Below are 15551 nucleotides of genomic sequence, written 5' to 3' on the forward strand. Positions count from 1 at the left end.
CTGAGCGTTAAGGGCCTCTTCTCTCGGTCAAACAGTGGCTGCCCAGCTCTTCTTCCAGCTTTTTAATCTGCATGCTGATGGCGGATTGTGTGCGGTGAATTTGAGCCGCGGCGCGTGTAAAGCTGCCCGTATCAACAATCGCGAGAAAGCTTCTTAATGAGTCGATGTCCATACCTGTCAGGCCTTCTATCAGGATTTCGAATACTAGGTATCAAAACTATGCGTTAGAAACCCGTGCATCTCCCAAGCATACTGTTTTCAGCCAGACGAATGCAAAGGAGTGAGTTATGAAGTTGATTATTGGAAATAAAAACTACTCGACATGGTCGCTACGTGGTTGGCTAGTGCTTCGTGGGTTCGATATCGATTTCGAAGAAGTTGAAATGGCTCTTTTCTCAACCGAGTTTTATGACGAGATTGCAAAATACTCAGGTGCGGCGAAAGTGCCCGTTTTGGTTGATGGTGACATTTCGGTGTGGGATTCGTTGGCGATCTGCGAATACGTCAATGATACCTACCTAGATGGTAAAGGCTGGCCTTCTGAGCCCGCTCAAAAAGCGAAAGCTCGCGCGATTGCTGCAGAAATGCATTCGGGCTTTGGCGCATTAAGAAATGAAATGCCAATGAACATTCGTGGGCGTCGCAAAGTGTCTCCTTCTCGAGACTGTGAGAAAGATATTGCCCGAATTGATGACATTTGGTCATCACAGATGAAAGAATTTAGTGAGAAAGGCGGTTGGTTATTCGGAGACTTCTCGATTGCTGACGTTATGTATGCGCCAGTTGTGCTTCGCTTCATCACTTACGGTGTAACACTGTCAGACGATGCTCAGCGATATGCAACGCATGTGATCCAAAATGCTGCATTACAGCAGTGGATTGAGGAATCTCAACAAGACACCAGCGTTATCCCAGAAGATGAAGCCGGTGTTGACGTGGCATAAGTGTTTCCTTGTGTGTATGCCACGTTGAAAACTTCTTTCCTTACCATACCTTCAGCGGGCGAAAGCCCGTTTTTTTTGCCTGAAATTCACCCGTATCGACACTTTCTTTGATGTAGCCCATCTCTTTGTCCTCACACTTGGGTTTAAGGTGCTTGTCCATCTTGCAGAAAAGAAGTCGCACACCGATGACCACAATTAATCAAGAAAGACTCGTTGAGCATTTTATTGAGCTGGTAAAAATTGACAGTGAATCTGGCAATGAAAAAGCTATGGCAGAAACCCTTGCTGAGCAACTTGGCAACATGGGCTTTGAAGTAAGCAAACTGCCAGTTCCTGCACACATTTCTAACGGCTTTAACGTTTACGGTAAGCTGAAAGGCGAACTGGATGGCAGCATTCTGTTCAGTAGCCACATGGATACCGTGACCCCGGGTAACGGCATTGAGCCAATCATCGAAGACGGTGTTATCCGTTCTAAAGGTGACACCATTTTGGGTGGTGATGACAAATCAGGCATCGTTGCGGTCATGGAAGCGGTTCGCGCAATCCAAGAAAGTGGTGTTGCACACAAGACCATCGAAGTGGCGTTCACCGTTTACGAAGAGTTGGGCCTTGAAGGTGCGAAGCACTTCGATATGAGCAAAATTGAATCCCAACAAGCGATTGTACTGGATTCAGGTGGCCCAATCGGCACTATCATCACCACGGCACCTGGTCAGCAAAGCCTGAAAATCACCATCAAAGGCAAACCAGCGCACGCGGGTCTGGCACCAGAGACAGGTATCAACGCACTAACAGTTGCTTCTGATGCAATCAGCGCAATGAACCTGAGCCGTATTGACGAAGAAACCACGGCAAACATTGGTGTGGTTCGCGGTGGTCAAGCAACGAACATTGTTATGCCTGAGCTATACCTAGAAGCGGAAGCGCGCTCTCTGGATGACAACAAGCTGGCAGCACAAGTGGCACACATGGTGTCTACCTTTGAAGCGGCAGCTGAAAAGCACGGTGCAGGCATCGAAATCGAATCAACCCGTTCGTACAATGCGTACAAACTGGCTGATGACGATGCGCACGTTGCGTCTATCAAAGCAGCATTTGAGTCAATTGGTATCGAACCTGTGACCAAGCCAACGGGCGGCGGTTCTGATGCAAACGTCTTCAATGAGAAAGGCTTGAAGACGGTTAACCTGTCTACCGGTATGTCGAAAGTACACACCACAGAAGAATTCATTGCGATTGCAGATATGGTTGCAGTGAGTGATTTCATTCGAGCTTACGTGACACAATAATCGTTGCGAAGATTGATACTAAGCCGCCTCATTGGGCGGCTTTTTCGTTCTATGTCAAACGCACAACGCTATGAAAACCAAGGGACGTAGATGTGTTGATAACCAATACCTACCGCGACATAAACCAATAGCATGGCCATAAGAAGCGTAAACGCGCGCAAGTAAAATGGCTTTTCTATCTGTTTGCCAAGCAGTGTGCCGACCAGTGAGTAAGACGCGGGTGCACCGAAAGCGAGTACTGATAAAATGCTATCCAGAACAGGCTTGAATAGCCAGAAATACCCGCCGCCGGAAACTGAATGGTCACTATGGGTAGGGTTGCGATATACCCTTTCGGATTGAGCAGTTGCAGCATCAAACCGTCCATATAAGTGAGATGAGAAGCTACCTTTTGGTCGGCATTGAAGCTCACATCAGCACGAAGCAGTTTGAAGGCAATGTACAAGATATAAGTGCACCCCACGATACTCACATACGGCAGCATTGAAGCTGTAATCAGAGAGCCGCCCACCAAACTCATGGTAAGAAACAGCAAAAACATGGCGGACGCAACACCTGCAAAGTAACCCAGATTCTGTCTAGTGCTCCGTTGTACGCCACCGTGAAGCCCCAGTAAATTGACAGGGCCGGGCGAGTACATAATGCCAATGGCATATGCCCATAGTTCTAACATGGTGAGAATTCCTGATGTGTTGATTTTTGGTGCTAGCGAGAAAGCTAGGTGGTCTGCAATTGGTATTGCTTCGGTGTCATGCCGTAGACGCGTTTAAATCGTCGATTGAAATGGCTACTGTCAGCAAAACCGAACTGCTGTGCGGCTTCGCTGGAAGGCACGCCCGCCTCTAGTGCTTTTCTGGCGTTGTTGATGCGGCAGTTAAGAATGTATTGGTGCGGCGTTATTCCAAACTGCGCGCGAAACTGACGAATGAAATGAAACTTTGACATGTTCGCAGCATCTGCGATGTCATCAATGCCGATATCCTGACTTAGATTGTCTTGCACATAGTCTTTGGCGCGAAGCAGCAGGGTATCTTTGCGATTGGTTTGAGGTAATTCATCCAGTTTGCCCGCTTTCGATACCATGGCGTGAGAGAGCTGAAACAGTGCCGACTCTTGCTCGATTCGACGAGACTGCGGATTTTTGAGCGTCTGAGCGAGGACGAGAGCTTGGTTTCTCAATACAGGGTCATCAACCAAACAACCTTCAATTCTCAATTGTGCTGGATGAGTAACGCCAAGGGCGAGAAACTGAGACTCAAAACTGTTGGGGTGGATATATAGCATCAGGTATTCGAGGTCTTTGTCGCCACCTGAGCTACCGTCATGAACATCTTCTGGGTTAAAAAGCAGTACACCACCCGCGGGGCTTTTATGGAAGGCTCCTTGGCAGAAGAAGTCTTGGCGGCCTTGTAACGTCACACCGATCGAGAACTCTTCGTGAGCATGCTTGTCGTAGGTGAAATCGCTCATATTGGCATCAAGCACCGACACCCCATCAAGGTGTTGGCTATTGATGAATTGAAAGCGATTTTCCGTGCTCACAGTGATTCCCTTATTCCGTGTCGTTAACTATTAAACAGAACTATAGGGGTAGAAAGCGAATAAAACTTGAACAAAATTGCTCAATATTGCTGTTGGGATGGGTTTCTCGGCAATCACGTTTCAGGGAGCGACATTTGTCTGATGTGCTGGCGTAACTCTTTGGCACTCATTTCTGTGAGGATCACACTCACAAACATGTAGATACCTACAGCGAACTCAATACCAGCCCACGCAAAGCTCGCGTTTCCTAACGAGATAAAGGCCAGTACCAGCATCAGCATCGCGATAAGAATTTGAAACAGCTGAGGGTATGAAATGTTAAGCGTGTCGTTGGAGAGGTCTTTTTCGATAGTGATTGGCAAGGTGGCATATCCGAAAGTGACGCGCACCTTGCCGTTTTTCATCATGTCATTGAAGCCATTATTGTTAAGTGCTTCTTGGAGAGAAGTCAGCTCCACTAGAAGCCTCCGAAAGACTCTGAGTGGCCGTATGTTGAACCGCAGCGATCACACTGGTGATACGCACTACCAAGCATTAAATCCATAGAGTTGGAAAGAATAATGGTGGCTCGTTGAAAAAGAGAGCTATCAGGCTCTGGTTTGCGAGGCTCCAGCTCAACACATGTGTGTGTCGTCATGGTGCCACATTTCTCGCAGAATAGTTTGTTGTTTAGTTCTGTCATATCGCCTACCTTGGTCCTGTGAACAGAATCCTGTGCTACAGCAAATGTTCGTTCCAATGCTTTGTGCTGTAAGGATGTTTTTAGCGTACGGATCGGAGATGACATCTCTACTTTCTTGGGTGTTTGTTGTGACTCATGTCACATTAATGGCGAGGTTTCGTTTTTAATTTAACCAGTTGCACGCATGTCTCTGAAGACGACAACGCGGTTTCTTCCGCCATTTTTTGCCTTATAAAGTGCTTTGTCGGCTTCATCAAAGAAGTGTGATTTATCACTGGTGGTTGCGGTTGATACATAGGAAAGCCCAATACTGACTGTCACAATATCCAATTCGTTGTCGGCATGAGGAATGCGTAAATCTTCTACACTTCCACGCAGACGCTCTGCCAATTGTTTGAGAGAAGTTGGCGTTGTGTTTGGAATGATAACCGCGAACTCTTCACCACCGATCCGCGCTAACGTATCGGACGATCGCAGCAAACTGTCTGACAGTGCTTTGCAGATGTTTTGAAGACAATAGTCACCCAGAGTATGACCATAGCGATCGTTGTATTTCTTGAAGTGATCAACGTCGATCAACATTAATCCTAACCCAGAGCCTTCTCGTTGGTTGCGCCGCCATTCACTCTCGTATTCACTATCAAACATGCGTCGGTTAGCTATCCCTGTAAGGGGATCAAGGTTCGCCATGCGAAGCAGGTTTTGTTCTCTGTCGCGGTATTCTTTGTTCACCGCTTCAAGCAGATGGTTATAGGCAATCGAAATGGCGGCGTTCTCTGAGCCACGTTCAAAGGAAATGGTGCGGTCAAATTCTTTCTGCTCACGCATTTCATCCACTTGATGCATGAGATCGATCAGTTCGTCTTTAAGCCCATGCTCACCATAGTTAAGCCCAATGGTTTCGGTTTGTGGGGATACCCTTAGCGGATAAAAACGGTTGACCAGTGAAAGTACAAGATAACCAACACCAAAGGCCCATGCGCCACATGCCACAATGCCAATAAACTGAGTGATGAGTTGCTCACTACGTGTTGCACCGTCAAAAGCAGAAAGGGGGCCGACAATCGCCACGGCTAACGTGCCCCAAATACCGCCACCTAGGTGAACAGGCACCGCATCAACCACGTCATCAAGCTTTTTATGAACCAGAAGGTGCGACACAAGTACACTGATGATGCCGCCAATAAACCCAACGAGTGCAGCCATATGAGGCGACAAAACATTTGCACCTGCTGTAATAGATACCAGACCTGCCAGCAAGCCATTCAGGCAATATCGAATTCCTCGCATTGAATGTAAATGCCACGAAAAAATCAGTGCCGCAACACCACCAAAGCAGGCGGCGAGCGCGGTATTTGCAAACACAAGAGGTAACGTTTCATTAGGTGTAATAAGACTGCCACCGTTAAAACCAAACCAGCCAAAAAACAGCAGGAAGGTGCCCAGAGCGGAGAGGGGCAGATTCTGACCAAAGATGTCCTGCACTTTTCCTGCTTCATTAAAACGACCCAGTCGGGGACCCAAAATAATAATGCCAGCCAGTGCTAACCATCCTCCAACGGAATGGACAACTGTTCCGCCCGCAAAGTCGATGAAACCGAGTTCTCGCAGCCAGCCTTCGCCATGGTCAGTAAAGTGCAAACCGTTCCAAATCCAGTGACCAGACACAGGGAAAATAACTGCCGAGATCAGTAGCGCGCAAAGCAAGTAGCCGGAAAAACGCATACGTTCGGCTACGGCACCAGCGACGATGGTGGTGGCGGTGCCGCAGAACATCATTTGAAAAAGGAAAAAGGAGAGAAGAAGGTGTTCGCCATTAACGTCGAAGATAAAGCTGTCAAAACCGACTAGCCCATTGATTGATGTGCCATACATCAATCCAAAACCAACCACCCAGAAACTGACGCCCGCAACGCAAAAGTCAGCGACGTTTTTTAAAGCAACATTGATGTTGTTTTTACTTCGCACTAACCCGCTTTCAAAGCAAGTAAAGCCTGGCTGCATTAATAAAACCAATGCCGTACACAACATCAACCAGACGACATCGAGAAGCTCACCCTGTATTTGAATTGATTCCATGCTCACCCGAAAACCGATAGAAGAAAATCATGTCGTCTATCGAAAACCCTTTTAAGAATTGATCGGCGCAGTGCGCTTTGGTTCTAAGTATTGTTCATTTGTCGCACTTTTGGGGCGCGGCGGGTAAAAAGTCTTTTAATTCAGTGGGCGTATAGAGTGGAAGAGCTTTAAAAGGTGCAGGTCGTGACAACCCGCACCTCGTTATTTAATAGTGGATGGCGCGCGGGAGAACTTTGGCTTGGGCTATCCAGTCCTCGACTTTGGTTTCACCTGGAAGTTGGCGAACGAGGTTTTTCTCTTCGTTCACTTCTTCCATTTTCGCGGCAAGGTTAGCCGCATTGCGCTGGGCAAGCTCTGGAACGGTATCGACACCTGCATGCTCGAGCAGATCGGCATATTGGGTGCTGATCCCTTTAATGCGTGCCAAATCTGCGCGATTAATCCATTTTAGAATGAGTTTGCCACTGATATCGCTTTGCTCAGCGATAGCTTTGCGGCCGTTAGGTTGTGCTCCTTGCTCCAAAAGCTGCTCAATAGTTGAGATGCCAATGGCTTCTAACTTCTCAGCATACGTGGCACCAATACCTTCAATATCAACTAGCTTGGTCATTTGCTCTGTCTCCTTAAACGTTGAGCGAAAAGATCTGCTCGCCAGCGGAAAGTAATAAAGAAGGCTCCACGGCGTTTTGACAGACCCAGATAAACGACTCTTTGTGTCTCGCCTGATCTTGTCTCGATTTTGGTAACAATTAAGGGTTTGCTGATATTCGCTACCCCAAAAAAGAAGCCTGCAAGAGCAGGCTTCGGATTCTTGGGCTTTTTGCTTTTTGTTAGAAGTTACTCACCAGAATTTTGTTTTCTTCAATCATGGTGGAAAGAACATCTGAACTGGATGCTGAAGGTGCACCAACAAGTGCTGCAAGATCAGCGACGGACGTATCACTAAATACAATTTGCTGGTCTACCACGTCACCGTCTGTCGCGATAGACAGTACTGCTTCGTTGTCGTCATTGTTTTCTAATGACACTAGGTAGTCGCCGATGTTTTCTTCTTCGACGCCACCAAGGACGTCAGTAAAGTCGAGAACATCTAGAGTAGGTGAGTAGTCAACGATGGTATCGACAGTGTTTGCACCCGCGTCAGCTTGTAGGAAGACAAAAGTATCTGATCCTTCGCCGCCTTTGAGAGTATCAGACCCTGCACCGCCAACGATGAGGTCATTGCCTAAGCCACCGTCGATGAAATCATCGCCAGCATAGCCATGGATTTCGTTGTCATCGGCGTCACCGATGAGCAAGTTGTTGCCGTCATCGCCTTCAACTTCGTAGTCATCTGTTAGGTCATGGAGGTCGTCATCTGCAGTTTCACCTGCTCTGATGTCGAACTCTGTATCCACCGTCTCTCCCAAGTCATTTTCGAGTTTGATATCGAAGTGCTCGAGTTCGTCGCCCGCGAGAGCTTCTGACGTTAAGTGGTAGGCATATTCACCTTCCGCATGACGCGGGTCGTCTTGACCAAAGATAGTGAGCTCACCGTGTTCGGTGTGAATGACAACGGTTGAGTCAGGCACGTCATAGTCTACGCCATCCACAGTGACGGTTTTGATATGCCAGCTACCGACAGTGTTCTCTTCGTTCAGCAGGCTACCGGTTGCGAGGAAGCTGCCTTCTGATTGAGAAACAACAGCCACTTCCTCGAACGCCAATTCACCGTTATTACCGAGCAGTGCATCAAAGTCTTCATCAGAGACAAACTCAAAATTGTCATCTGTCAGGTCTGCTGGGTCGATACCTACCAACGTCAGCGTATTGCTGCCCATTGTGATGACTGCGTCACCGTCAACGACAGAAATAGCCAGTGCTGACATCGAGAGGGCACCCATTGAACGAGGAATCGTGATTTTGTCGTCTCGGACGCTGAAATCAACAACGGTATCGTTACCTTTGCCGTCGTAGGCAACGGTGTTTTTACCGCTACCAAGGTCGATAGAGTTATTACCTTCACCGCCATAAACGACATCACTGCCGCTGCTGCCATGGAGGAAGTCATCGCCTTTGCCGCCAAGGAGAATGTCATCACCGCTGCCGCCATTCAGGCTATCGTTGCCTTCGCCACCGAGAAGAATATCGTTGTCGTTGGCACCAAAGAGCGTATCGTCACCTTCGCCACCGAAGACGATGTCATCGCCTTCACTGCCTGAGAGGGTATCGTCGCCCAATCCACCTTTGACAATGTCATTACCCAAGCCACCATAAGCAACATCGTCGCCGCGGCCGCCAGAATGGTGTCATTACCCTCCGCGCCAAAGAGTTGGTCAGCGCCACGACCACCAATCAATGTGTCGTTACCCTCGCCACCTTGAAGTTCGTCATCACCTTTGCCGCCATTCAGTAGGTCGTTACCCGCATCGCCATGCAGTTCATCATTGCCAAGGCCACCATTTAAGATGTCATTGCCCTCGCCACCATCGAGATCATCACTGCCTCTGCCTCCAAATAGGGTATCATTCCCAGCATCGCCCTCGAGGTCATCATTACCTTTGCCACCATAGAGGGTGTCGTTGCCGTCACCGCCTTTGATGATATCCGCGCCAAGGCCACCGTTTACTGTATCGTTACCCGCATCGCCTTTGAGGTAATCACTGCCACGACCACCGAAGATGATATCGTCATCTGAGCCACCGAAGATGCGGTCAGCACCTTTATTACCGTGCAAAGTATCGTTGCCTGAGCCGCCATAAATATTGTCAGCACCTTTGCCGCCATAGGCGAGGTCATCCCCAGTGCCACCTTGAAGCTCATCGTTGCCCAAACCGCCTTTTAGCGTGTCATTGCCCGCATCGCCGTGCAGTTCATCATTGCCACGACCGCCGTTAAGCACATCGTTGCCTTCACCGCCATCAAGGTCGTCTTGCCCTCTTCCGCCAAACAAGGTGTCATTGCCGATATCACCTTCAAGGTCGTCATTTCCTTTTCCACCTTTTAAGGTGTCATCACCATCACCACCTTTGATCACATCTGCACCCAGGCCACCGTTTACAGTATCGTTGCCCGCGTCACCTTTAAGGTAGTCGTTGCCACGACCGCCAAAGATAATGTCATCATCCGAGCCACCGAAAATACGGTCTGCGCCTTGATTGCCGTGCAAGGTATCATTACCAGATGCGCCATAAATGGTGTCTGCGCCTTTGCCACCTTTCGCAGTATCGTCGCCGGAGCCGCCTTGAATTTCATCTTTCCCTAAGCCGCCAAGCAGTGTGTCGTCACTACTGTCACCTTTGAGGTAGTCATTACCACGGCCGCCTTTCAGCGTGTCGTTATCAGCACCGCCATAAAGGCTATCGGCACCTTTGCCACCAATCAGGGTGTCATTACCTTCAGCACCGTATAGTTCATCTTTTCCAAGGCCACCGTTAAGGAGATCATCACCTGCACCGCCTTGAAGCTCGTCTTGACCACGACCGCCAAACAATTGGTCATCACCTTCGTCACCGTGCAGTTCATCACTGCCTCGACCACCTTTAAGGATGTCGTCGCCCGTGCCGCCGTTGATGTCGTCATTGCCGCGATTGCCGTGCAACTGATCATCTCCAGACTCACCGAAGATTTTGTCTGCGCCACGACCGCCATAAATAACGTCGGCGTTTCCTGTGTATTCGTAAAGGACGCCATCGACTTCTACGTCTTCATACACTTCGGTCAGAGAAACGTTATCTATTAGTGCACCATAGCTGTCTGATGCGCCCTCACCGCTGAAGGTTACCGTGATATTTTCTGTGCCTTCAGGAATGATGAGGTAGCCCTGATAGTTTTCAAACTGCGTGTTAGGTTGGGTGTTGTCGAAAAACTGGGAGAAGAGCACAATGCCATCTTGGTCGGTAATCTCTACCGAGAACTGACTTGTCTCTGTGTTGCCGCCTTTATAACGGTTGGCATAGTCAAAGTTCAGCTCTAATGCAGAATAGGAGTTTCCTGTTAGCGAAGAGACATCGATAGTCTGTTGGACTGTTGAGTTTGCGGTGGAATCAAGCTCCATGATGGTGTTTGAGATGTCGTTTGCAGGACCGCCACCGAAGCCGCCTTGTTGGAACTCAATTTTCACGTCATCCGGCGTACTCCAACCTTCAACTTGGTCGTCATCAAACAAGCCCCAGCGGCGGCGGCTGTCATCACCCCAAGCTTCCAAATCGCCATTAACTGAAAACTCGCTACTGTTAGTCGCGTTGGTACCGGTATCACCAAACAAGGTGTCTGCGCCGCGACCGCCATAAATGGTGTCGTCGCCCAAGTCTCCGTAAGCACGGTCTTCGCCGTTGCCCGCTTTAATCACGTCATCGCCATTTGAGCCACGAAGGTTATCGTCACCTTGATAGCCATAAATGGTTTCGTCAGGAGAGTCACCGTCGATGACATCGTCTTGATTTGTGCCACGGATGACGATTTCTTCCGGTGAGTCATCAACACTCGCAGACAAGGTGGCGAAACCCGGGCCGGGTTCTTCGTCGTCACCGAGTGGATCCGTGTTTTGGGCATCATCGTTATTGGCAAAAGAACGTTGAGAGGATGAGAAGCTGTTGTTGGCAAGAAAATCGAATTGGTCGCGGGTGATGTCTAGATCCGGGTTTAACTCCACAATGCGCTCGAAAAGAGACTCGAGAATACTTTGTCTAGAATCCTCTCCGCCACCGTCTTCATTGAAACCAGTGAAGATAGGACCGGAGCCGCTTTGCAGTGACTCACCTGCGGCGGTCTCTGCGTCTTCTAATTCGAGAGGGTCATCGCCGCTTTCAATCGCCGCAATGATGTTGGCAATGTCTTCGGGTAACTCGAGAGCTTCAGCACCTTCGTCGTCAACGAAGAAAATGTCTCCGTTAAGCACTAAGGAGTCGTCTTCGGTCTGAACGATTGCCATTTCCCCAAAATTTGAGCTAACAATGCGCCTTGATTAAGAACCGAGCCGTTCTCCACGGGGGTTACACCTCCGTCTGGGGAAACTGCAACCGCTTTACCTTCAATCTGAGTAACTACAAGCGTGTTATCCATTACTGCCACCTCTATCGATTTGCCTATCGAGTTAACGCAACTTCACACAATAAAAAGTAGGCATAAGATACAAGTGATTCAAATATAAAATTATTGTCTCAAATGTGAGATCGAAATATTGCAAATATATAGGTCATCATATGGTTAAAAATATCATTAAAAACAGAAAGTAATGGGGTTTCTAATTGGCTCGGGGAAAAAGAGTGGGTAATAAGGGTAAAAATATTTTTTTCTCTTTCTTTTTGTGAAATAAGTTTTATAGACAAGTTTGATGGTTTACTGGGCACTCACAGCCATCTGAATCAGACGAAATGAAATCGACATGTTCTGAAGGAGAAGGGGAAGAGATAAATCCCAATATTAACGTATACGTTATATGCGGTTTAAATTTGGAAATCAGGTGTAATTTCACTACCAAAGTAAACTTTTCAAAGGTAAGAATGAATTATGTGATTAATAAATGAGATTAAAATGAAATGTATGCATTAAATTCTTATTTATGATTCTACTAATATATTTATTAATGTATACATTGAAGGCCTGAAATCGTGTTACTAGGATGTTAATGAGAACGTGCTTCGAGGTACGTGTTCATGACTCATAAGGAGATACACGATGTTAGGACGTCACTTCATTCGAACGGTTGTCAGCTTGTCGTTGGGGCTAGCCGTAACCAGTTTTTCTGCCTCCGCTGCTACGATCCTTAAAGTACAGACTTCAACTCAATCTGGCGGCTATTCCTTTGGATACCTCAAAGATAACTGGCTTCCTAAATTGGAAAAAATGACGAACGGAGAAGTGAAAGTTGAGCTACTTCCGATCAAATCTGTCATGCCTCGAAATGAAACACCAGAAGGGGTTGCCGCAGGGATTTTGGGTGGAGATCTGACTTCTATTGCCTATTTCAGTGGCCGTAATCCTGCCTTTGCTATTTTGGGGGATTTGATCGCTGGTTATGACTCCCCGGCACAGGTTCAAGCGTTTTGCAAAGACGGTGGTGGTGCGCAAGCGCTTCAGACGCTGTGGGATAAAACCTTACCCGGTCGTATTCATGTCGTAGGCTGCGGTGCCGTTTCTAAAGAAGCCTTGGTATCAAAAGTGCCGATCCGCAGTGTTGACGATCTGCAAGGCGTAAAAATTCGTTCTCCTGAAGGGTTGGCCGCGTCCGTTTTCCGCGCAGCCGGTGCTAGCCCAGTCAATATTCCTTTCTCTGACGTTTTCACCTCCCTTGAAAAAGGCGTGGTAGATGCAGCAGATGCGTCGGCTTATGTGAATAACGACCGTAATGGCTTCCACCAAATCGCTAAATACCCGCTTTACCCTGGCATCCATTCCATGGCAGTTCACCAGTTTACTGTCAGCAAGAAAAAGTGGGACCGACTCACGCCAGAGCAACAACAAGCACTGACGGATTGGTTTTACCTTGCCTATGCCGATTTACTCAACGCGCTAGATGAACAAGACAAGACGCTCGTCGCGCGAGATCAGGCAGACGAGAACATCGAAGTTATCGATTGGACGCAAGAGGAGCGAGACAAGTTTCGCAGGATCGCTCAGGGCGCATGGGAAGAAACCGCAAGTAAGTCTCCAGAAGCAAAAGCGGCACTTGAAGCTCACTACAACTACATGCGTGAAAACGGACTGCTGTAAACAAAGGGGCGGGAGATGCCTCTTCCGCCAAGCCATAACCGACTTCAGGTGTAGTGAATGAACGGAATCAAATTCGCAGACGTTGCCAGCAAGATCAGCGTATTTATAGGCAAAACCTGCGGCATATTTTACGCCACAGCCATCATATTGGCGGTCAATGAAGTGATCGCAAGGTATGTTTTCGATGCGCCGACATCGTGGAGCTTGGAAATCATCATGGCGTTGTGTGGCAGCACATGGCTACTCAGCGCAGGTGCAGTGACACAGCAACAACGCCACATCACAGTGACAGTGATGGAACTGGTGGTGAGCAAAGCGACATGGCGTTGGATGCAACGTTTGGCATTGGCGATTAGCATGCTTGCCGTCGCAGGACTTATCTGGGCAGCATGGGATCCAGCCATGCATGCGGCGACGTACATCGAACGCTCTGGCAGTGCATTTAACCCGCCGCTGCCGACCTATTTCAAAGTGCTACTTTTGGTCGCTGCATGCCTATTTTTCGTTCAGCTTGCGGCCAACCTCGTTCTCTCATTTTCTAATGAGGAGGAGGCAGTATGAGCATTGAACTCATTACGCTATCAATCATTGGTAGCCTTTTCCTGCTGATGGCCATTGGTGTGCCATTAGGTGCAACAACCTTACTGGTATCAGTAACGACAGCACTGCTGAATTTTGGGTCGGATGGCCTCATCCTCATCTCCAGCAATGTTGTTCATGTATTTGAAAAACATGCGCTCATTGCCGTTCCGTTTTTTGTCTTTATGGCGAACATTCTTGAACGGTCTGGGGTTGCAAAAGAACTGTTTAACAGCATGGCGATACTGGGCGGGCAGATGCGCGGTGGCATTGCCGTTCAAACGGTGTTCGTCAGCGTTGTTTTGGCGGCGATGAGCGGTGTTGTAGGCGGTGAAATCGTGCTGCTCGGCCTTATCGCGCTGCCTCAAATGTTCCGCCTTGGCTATGACAGAAAACTGTCGATAGGGACGATTGCGGCATCAGGTTCACTAGCGACGTTAATTCCTCCGAGCGTTGTATTGATTGTTTACGGCGCGGAAGCGGGTGTGTCTGTGAAAGACCTCTTTACCGCGGGCGTTGTTCCGGGGTTAGTGCTGGCATTTCTCTATGTCGCCTACGTGATGATTCGCTGCCGGATGAACCCAGCGTTAGGGCCAGTCTACGACAAACCGGAAGCGCAATTACCCTTTATGCAGCGTCTGGTGTATCTCAAAGGGATTGTGTTGCCCTTCTTCTTAATCGGTTCAGTATTGGGTTCGATTTACATGGGTATCGCGACAGTCACTGAATCTGCGGCAATTGGATCTGCTGGTGCGGTCATCATCGCAGCACTTCGTAAAGAACTGACGCTCGCGAATATTCGAGAAGCACTCTGGTCGACCACAGTGACGACGGGCTCAATCATTTGGCTCATCGTAGGTGCGGTATCGTTGGTGGGGATTTATAACATCATTGGCGGGACAAGCTTTCTGAATGGCCTACTGACAGGGCTAGATCTTCCGCCGTTGGCCATCATCAGCATCATGATGTTGATTGTGATGGTGCTAGGTACCTTCCTCGATTGGATTGCCATCGTCTTTATCACCGTTCCTGTGTTTACCCCTGTGGTGGCAAGCCTTGGCTTTGATCCTGTCTGGTTCGGCATTTTGTTTGCCATGAACATTCAAATTTACATGTTATCGCCGCCATTTGGTCCTGCATGTTTTTACCTCAAAAGCGTTGCGCCGAAAGACGTCACGTTGCAGGAGATTTTCCTCGCCGTGTTGCCATTTATTGGATTGCAGTTGATTGGTTTGATGCTGGTGTTGTTCTTCCCAAGTCTTGCGCTGTGGCTGCCGGGACTAACGAAGTAGGAGTGAAAAATGAAAACCTCTGATGGAAAAGATCCCGAGATTTACGAGTTTGGCTGGTGGCCAGAGATAGCGGGCGTTCTGATGGTCGCTGCGGTGTTGGGGTTCTTATTCGGATTCTCACAAGGCGTGTTGTAGGACAAGGAGCAGTAGATGTACGTGGTAACCGTCATGTTCAAGGTGTCGAATGGATATTTCAATGTGTTCAGCAACCTTGTTTTACAAAACGCAGCCTTGTCTCTCGAAGAGCCAGGATGCCTGCAATTTGATGTTTGTTTTGATGAGCCAAACCAAACCGTTTTTCTCTATGAGAAATACACGTCGAGACTCGCGTTTGAACAGCATCTCGTGACTGCGCATTTTTTCTCTTTTGATCAGGCTTGTATCGGCAAGTTGGATGAGAAAACGGTGCAGTGTTTTGAACGTGTTTGGCCAAGAGTTGGTGAGTAAA

At 48.3% G+C, this 15551-nt stretch carries 14 protein-coding genes and 1 pseudogene; 7 read left to right on the plus strand and 8 right to left on the minus strand.

Annotated features, from left to right (window positions below):
- Positions 1-7 precede the first annotated feature (7 nt).
- The gene (locus ATN88_RS28735) at positions 8-172 is read right to left on the minus strand and encodes a LysR family transcriptional regulator (RefSeq protein WP_408607688.1); all 165 of its coding nucleotides are present in this window, start codon (positions 170-172) and stop codon (positions 8-10) included.
- Positions 173-287: 115 nt separating this feature from the next.
- Here ATN88_RS28735 and ATN88_RS00960 point away from each other — a divergent pair, with 115 nt between their 5' ends.
- Both ATN88_RS00960 and ATN88_RS00965 read left to right on the plus strand, forming a co-directional pair.
- On the plus strand, positions 288-944 hold the full coding sequence (locus tag ATN88_RS00960; protein ID WP_067410055.1) for a glutathione S-transferase family protein: 657 nt from the start codon (positions 288-290) through the stop codon (positions 942-944).
- Between the two features lie 185 nt (positions 945-1129).
- Complete coding sequence (locus ATN88_RS00965) at positions 1130-2236, plus strand: M20/M25/M40 family metallo-hydrolase (RefSeq protein WP_067410064.1); 1107 nt, start codon at positions 1130-1132, stop codon at positions 2234-2236.
- Between the two features lie 175 nt (positions 2237-2411).
- On the opposite strand, the gene ATN88_RS00970 is transcribed toward ATN88_RS00965, so the two are convergent.
- From ATN88_RS00970 to ATN88_RS26415, 7 genes and pseudogenes are all read right to left on the minus strand, one after another.
- Positions 2412-2909 carry a LysE family translocator gene (locus ATN88_RS00970; protein ID WP_232312659.1) on the minus strand — a complete coding sequence of 166 codons (498 nt, stop codon included), beginning with the start codon at positions 2907-2909 and terminating at the stop codon, positions 2412-2414.
- Between the two features lie 44 nt (positions 2910-2953).
- Positions 2954-3778 (minus strand): AraC family transcriptional regulator, encoded by an 825-nt coding sequence (locus ATN88_RS00975; protein WP_067410066.1) that lies wholly within the window; start codon positions 3776-3778, stop codon positions 2954-2956.
- 113 nt (positions 3779-3891) lie between these two features.
- Positions 3892-4236: a hypothetical protein gene (locus ATN88_RS00980; protein WP_067410069.1), complete on the minus strand. Its 345-nt coding sequence runs from the start codon at positions 4234-4236 to the stop codon at positions 3892-3894.
- A 392-nt stretch (positions 4237-4628) separates the two neighbouring features.
- Positions 4629-6539, minus strand: a complete 1911-nt coding sequence (gene amt, locus ATN88_RS00990) for an ammonium transporter (RefSeq protein WP_067410071.1) — start codon at positions 6537-6539, stop codon at positions 4629-4631.
- A gap of 205 nt (positions 6540-6744) precedes the next feature.
- Positions 6745-7149 carry a DUF4332 domain-containing protein gene (locus ATN88_RS00995; protein WP_067410073.1) on the minus strand — a complete coding sequence of 135 codons (405 nt, stop codon included), beginning with the start codon at positions 7147-7149 and terminating at the stop codon, positions 6745-6747.
- A gap of 220 nt (positions 7150-7369) precedes the next feature.
- The gene (locus ATN88_RS25735) at positions 7370-8758 is read right to left on the minus strand and encodes a calcium-binding protein (protein WP_198158302.1); all 1389 of its coding nucleotides are present in this window, start codon (positions 8756-8758) and stop codon (positions 7370-7372) included.
- Between the two features lie 110 nt (positions 8759-8868).
- A pseudogene (locus tag ATN88_RS26415) lies at positions 8869-11451 on the minus strand (calcium-binding protein); the annotation flags it as partial.
- 746 nt (positions 11452-12197) lie between these two features.
- Here ATN88_RS26415 and dctP point away from each other — a divergent pair.
- Genes dctP through ATN88_RS01020 form a run of 5 tightly spaced genes read left to right on the plus strand, consistent with a single transcriptional unit; the run spans position 12198 to position 15550 of the window.
- Positions 12198-13232 (plus strand): TRAP transporter substrate-binding protein DctP, encoded by a 1035-nt coding sequence (gene dctP / locus ATN88_RS01005; protein WP_067410084.1) that lies wholly within the window; start codon positions 12198-12200, stop codon positions 13230-13232.
- Positions 13233-13289: 57 nt separating this feature from the next.
- A complete protein-coding gene (locus tag ATN88_RS01010) occupies positions 13290-13793 on the plus strand; it encodes a TRAP transporter small permease subunit (protein WP_067410087.1) in 504 nt (167 codons plus the stop codon).
- Entirely contained in the window at positions 13790-15103 is a 1314-nt protein-coding gene (locus tag ATN88_RS01015; protein ID WP_067410091.1) for a TRAP transporter large permease, read from the plus strand. Before ATN88_RS01010 ends, ATN88_RS01015 begins: the two co-directional genes overlap by 4 nt.
- Before the next feature lie 9 nt (positions 15104-15112).
- Entirely contained in the window at positions 15113-15238 is a 126-nt protein-coding gene (locus ATN88_RS28060; protein WP_269748083.1) for a hypothetical protein, read from the plus strand.
- Between the two features lie 15 nt (positions 15239-15253).
- Positions 15254-15550, plus strand: coding sequence for a putative quinol monooxygenase (locus ATN88_RS01020; RefSeq protein WP_067410095.1), 297 nt, complete (start codon positions 15254-15256; stop codon positions 15548-15550).
- The last annotated feature ends 1 nt before the right edge of the window (position 15551 follow it).

This window comes from Enterovibrio coralii (genome assembly GCF_001559595.1).
Taxonomy (GTDB): Bacteria; Pseudomonadota; Gammaproteobacteria; order Enterobacterales; family Vibrionaceae; genus Enterovibrio; species Enterovibrio coralii.